The organism is Romboutsia sp. (assembly GCF_051659545.1).
Lineage (GTDB): Bacteria > Bacillota > Clostridia > Peptostreptococcales > Peptostreptococcaceae > JBOFOR01.
Window position 1 is genome coordinate 1 of the sequence record NZ_JBOFOR010000217.1, and the last position, 4,696, is coordinate 4,696.

General features: G+C 26.8%; 5 protein-coding genes. 1 reads left to right on the top strand and 4 read right to left on the bottom strand.

All coding sequences use genetic code 11. From position 1 onward, the window contains the following. Window positions 1-1,742: M3 family oligoendopeptidase (locus tag ACRC03_RS11675; RefSeq protein ID WP_438652743.1), on the bottom strand; the 1,742-nt coding region annotated here is incomplete at its 3' end. A 166-nt stretch (window positions 1,743-1,908) separates the two neighbouring features. On the opposite strand from ACRC03_RS11675, the gene ACRC03_RS11680 reads away from it, so the two are divergent. Continuing rightward, window positions 1,909-2,679, top strand: coding sequence for a YaaA family protein (locus ACRC03_RS11680; RefSeq protein ID WP_438652744.1), 771 nt, complete (start codon window positions 1,909-1,911; stop codon window positions 2,677-2,679). A 214-nt stretch (window positions 2,680-2,893) separates the two neighbouring features. Here the strand turns inward: ACRC03_RS11680 and ACRC03_RS11685 are convergent, their stop codons facing one another. From ACRC03_RS11685 to ACRC03_RS11695, 3 genes are all read right to left on the bottom strand, one after another. Beyond that, complete coding sequence (locus ACRC03_RS11685) at window positions 2,894-3,679, bottom strand: EFR1 family ferrodoxin (RefSeq protein ID WP_438652745.1); 786 nt, start codon at window positions 3,677-3,679, stop codon at window positions 2,894-2,896. 184 nt (window positions 3,680-3,863) lie between these two features. Next, window positions 3,864-3,953: a VOC family protein gene (locus ACRC03_RS11690; RefSeq protein ID WP_438652746.1), complete on the bottom strand. Its 90-nt coding sequence runs from the start codon at window positions 3,951-3,953 to the stop codon at window positions 3,864-3,866. A gap of 273 nt (window positions 3,954-4,226) precedes the next feature. Next, on the bottom strand, window positions 4,227-4,478 hold the full coding sequence (locus ACRC03_RS11695; RefSeq protein WP_438652747.1) for a kinase to dihydroxyacetone kinase: 252 nt from the start codon (window positions 4,476-4,478) through the stop codon (window positions 4,227-4,229). Window positions 4,479-4,696 lie beyond the last annotated feature (218 nt).

Below are 4,696 nucleotides of genomic sequence, written 5' to 3' on the forward strand. Positions count from 1 at the left end.
TCATCTTCAATGATTTTTAATGAACTTCTCCAAAAATCTATATTCTCAATATCTAATCCAACAGTTTTAGCTACATCTACTAAATTATTTTTACCTGTAATAGATAATAGTTTTTCATAGTCTTTTACAAATTTACTACCTTCTTTTAAATATCTTGCATATAATCCCCTTGCAAATAATTCGCCAAAAGCGTATGGGAAGTTATAAAAATTATAATTAGCATCATAATAATGAGGTTTCCATAACCACATGTATGGATGTAAGTAGTTTTGATCTAAACCATCTCCATAAGCTTCTTTTTGTGCTTTTATCATAGCATCTTTTATTTCATCTACTGATAAGGCACTTGTTTCTCTTTTTTCAAAAACTTCTTTTTCAAATAAGAACCTTGAGTATATATCTACTATTACTTGAGTACATCCACTAATATCACTTTCAAGAATTGCTAAAGTTTCTTTTTTATTTGCTTCTTTTATAGCTGCATTTTTTATTATAGTCTCACAGAATATTGATGCAGTTTCCGCTATTGGCATTGGATAATCTGTATTTAACACTGCTTCATTATTTAAGCACTCTCCATGGAATCCATGACCTAGCTCATGTGCTAATGTTGATACATCCTTAAAGCTATCTCCATAGTTTAATAAAAATCTACTTTCTCCTATAACATGAAGGTTAGAACAAAATGCTCCTCCAACCTTTCCTTCTTTTGGGTATACATCTATCCAAGCATTATCAATAGCTTTCTTTGCAAAATCTGCTAAATCATCACTAAAAGTTCTAAAGTTTTTTACAACAAACTCACTACCTTTTTCATATTCATAAGTCATATCACTATCTACTACTGGTGCATATAAATCATAAAATGGTAAACCATCATTATGACCTAAAAGTTCCGATTTTCTTCTTAAGTATTTTCTAAACACTGGTAAGCTTTCTTTTATTGCATCCAACATTGCGTTTAAAGTTTTTTCACTCATTCTTGAGTCTAATAGTGTTTTTTCTAGTGGCGATTTATAACCTCTAAGTTTACATTCTGTTATTACCTCTCCTTTAATTCCATTTAGTGCTGCTGCTACTGACTCTTCTATTCTTTTGTATGATTTTATTTCAGCTTTATAGGCTTTTTTTCTAACTTCAGCATCTTTATCATTAGCCATATTTAATACTACTGTTAATGGTAGTTTTTTTATTTCTCCATCTTGCATAATAGCTACTCTGTGGTTTGATACTAGCTTATCTTTTAATTTTGACCAAGACTTTGAGCCTGTATTTTTCATATTTGCTATTATGTTTTCTTCTCTTTCACTTAAAGAATATTTATTTTCTTCAATTATTTTTTTTATTATAAATCTATGTTCTATTAGTAATTCAGATTGGTTTATTAGATTTTCTATATCTTTAGTATTGCTTATCCATTTTTCTATTAGGGTATTTCCTTCTACTACACTTGTTAATGCATTGCTTAATATATCTGAGTATTTTAGTGCCTCTAAATTACTTGTATTTACACTTAAATTTAAAGATATAAAATTCTCTAACCTACTAGAAATATTTTGAATCTCTGAGCGTTTTCTTATATACTCTTCAAGTTTTTCTTTACTATCCCTATAATCTGCTATACTTTCTTTTACCCAACTGTTAAAAATTTTTATTAGTTCTTCCAATTTTTTAATATCATTCTTAAATTCATTACTATCAAATGATGGATAGATTTCCTTTAGACTCCAATTAGTTTGCATATTTGCCCCCTTAGTTATTAAATTCCTATATAATTAATTCTTTATAGAATATGTCTAATCCTGTTTTTATTATTTATAAATAATATTAAATATTAATTGTTTAGAAACTATAAATTTGTAGTATATAATATAGGTAGACAAATTATAATAACAAAAGAGGTGTAAAATGCTTACAATAATATCTCCAACAACAACTATGAATTTTGATAAGAATATAAATATAAATAATGAATCTTTACCTGTTTTTGACAAAGAAATAAAATATTTAATCCACTTACTAAAATCTTTATCTAAAGAAGAATTATCAACTCTTATGAATTTAAGTGATGATTTAACAAATTTAAATTATGAAAGACATAGTAACTTATTGTCTAATGATAACCCTAAATTGCAAAGTATATTAGCTTTTGATGGTGAAGTTTTTAGCTGTATGAAGGCTGATGAATTTATAGATTCTGACTTTGAATTTGTAAATAATCATTTAAGAATAATCTCCGGACTTTATGGAGTATTAAAGCCCTTAGACTTAATAGAACCATACAGACTAGAAATGAAATCAAAACTTCAAAATCAATGTGGAAATGATTTATATAAGTTTTGGAAAAGTAAGGTTACAGATAATTTAATTAATGAACTTAAAAATCATAATAACAAAGTTTTAATTAATCTAGCTTCTTCTGAATACTTGAAGTGTATAGATTTAAAAATCCTAAAAAAAGAATATAATTTTATTGATATAGCATTTAAAGAATATAATCCTACTAAAGATGTCTATCAAACTAAAGGTTTATATGCGAAGCGTGCTCGTGGATATATGGTTAATTATATTGTAAAAAATAAAATTGATAATATCTCTGACTTAAAGAGTTTTAATGTAGAAGGTTATAAATTTAATACGGATTTATCTGATTATGAAAACTATGTTTTCTCAAGATAAATTTAATAAAAAATTTACTTCGCTTGAGCGACCTGTCGGCGAAACACTTCATATCGCCAACGGCTCTGCGCGTTGCTAAAAATCTTTTTTACTTTCACTAAGTATGTTGACGTTGCTTAAATATAGCAACTTATCCACAGTTTTTAACATAACATAATATCCTTAAGCGTAAAAAATATCAACTGCTCTTCATCTTAAGCAGTTGATGTTTTTATTATATATTCATTTCTTCTATATCTATATACGGATTTGTATATCTTCCTTTTTTATAAGTATTTTTTCCAAATTCAATAGCTCTTTTAGGACAATAATTAATACAAGCTAAGCACTGTGTACAATTTTCACCCCATGATGGTACTTTATCTACTGTTATACACTTGGTATTACATACTTTCTCGCATATTTTGCATCCTATACAATTATCATTCACATAAAATTTCTTAGAGTTTATAGCAAACTTATTAAAACATGGATTTATTACAGATGTCATAAATTGAGGCATAGGACCTTTTGCTACTTTAAGAATATTTTTTTCTTTATTACTTATTATTTTATTTATATCCTCTAAAACTATATCAGAAGCTTTGATAATTTTTATGCTTTCTTCTTTACTAAATACATCCCCTGCTATCATATAGTTATTAGGCATTACTAAAGAGAATCCACTATTTAAGTTTAATTCTTTCTCTTTTAATTTCTTACTTAATAAATCCATTGCATTTCCTATATTTTCTCCACAAGTAGCTATGGAACATAAATAATTTTCTTTATAATTATTTATTTTTAATTTATTTATAAAGTCTAGGACTATTTTTGGTGGAGCCCATGCATATATCGGAAAGATAAATACTATTTTTTCATTATCTTTTAAAGTATATTCATATACATCTTTATTTAAATTCATTTCTTTTGATATAGATAGTATTTCTTCCTTCTGTTTAGTAGCTATGTCTTTTGCTATATATAGCGAATTTCCTGTTCCTGAAAAATAAAATATCATAATTTTTTCCCCACTTATTATAGTTTTTTACACCTATATATTTACTTATATTGTATAACACATTTTATATAAATATATGTAAAATGTGTTATTTAATTCTTTTTAACAATAGTAATTCCATTTGAACCTAGTGTTTATATTGCTACCCATCTTTTATCTTGCTCTAGCTGATATGTATCTTCAATCAAATCAAAATGTAGTTTTTTGTATAGAAGTCTATTGCTTCATCATAACCCTTTACAACTAATGCTATATGTACAACTGATTGAATCATGATTTACCCCCTTGTTGATAAAATCCACTTTTACAAATATTCGCTTTGAATAATACTAGAAATTTTGATTTTCTAGTAGATACTGCTTTTAATAGTGTATTTGAAAAAAATGAAAAGTTGTCCTGTTTAATGATAGATCTAGTTTGTTATAGTTCTATATGTATAGTTTAGATTAAAATACCCATTAATTTGTATATTAGATACATATCAATGGGCATTTTAAATACTTGTATTTAATTCTTAGTCCTAAATTTACATATTATGTATTACAACTTATCCTCTAAGACCTTTAGATTGACGTTCCATATCTTCAACTACAATATCATAGATTTCACCTAAAGAAGAACAGTATTCTAATACTTTCCAAGGTTCATTAGTATGGAAATGAATTTTGATAAGTTCTTCATCTCCTACAGCAAGTAAGCAGTCTCCTTCAAAATTATCAGTAAAATAATTATTTATTGCATCTTCCTCTAGGTTAACCCCCTCAATTAGTAACTGTACATCATATTTATATTCCAACATTATCTTATCATCCTTTCTTATTCCTTTTCTAAATTTAAAATTATATAAAACTTGTTGACATTCTCTCCCATAGCTAAAGCTAGGGGATTCATTGAGATTAGCAAGTGATTAAATCGAAGTCTATTTCTAGTATCGAAGTATGACCTCACCATAGGGGCTATGTCATTAGCCCTTCCTAAATCAGACCATCTAGGTATTTAGGCTGATAGACTATGACC

Bases quoted from the DNA above. Each gene is read 5' to 3' on its own strand.
- ACRC03_RS11695 (WP_438652747.1), bottom strand. From the start codon at position 4,478: ATGTTGGAATATAAATATGATGTACAGTTACTAATTGAGGGGGTTAAC.
- ACRC03_RS11685 (WP_438652745.1), bottom strand. From the start codon at position 3,679: ATGATATTTTATTTTTCAGGAACAGGAAATTCGCTATATATAGCAAAA.
- ACRC03_RS11690 (WP_438652746.1), bottom strand. From the start codon at position 3,953: ATGATTCAATCAGTTGTACATATAGCATTAGTTGTAAAGGGTTATGAT.
- ACRC03_RS11680 (WP_438652744.1), top strand. From the start codon at position 1,909: ATGCTTACAATAATATCTCCAACAACAACTATGAATTTTGATAAGAAT.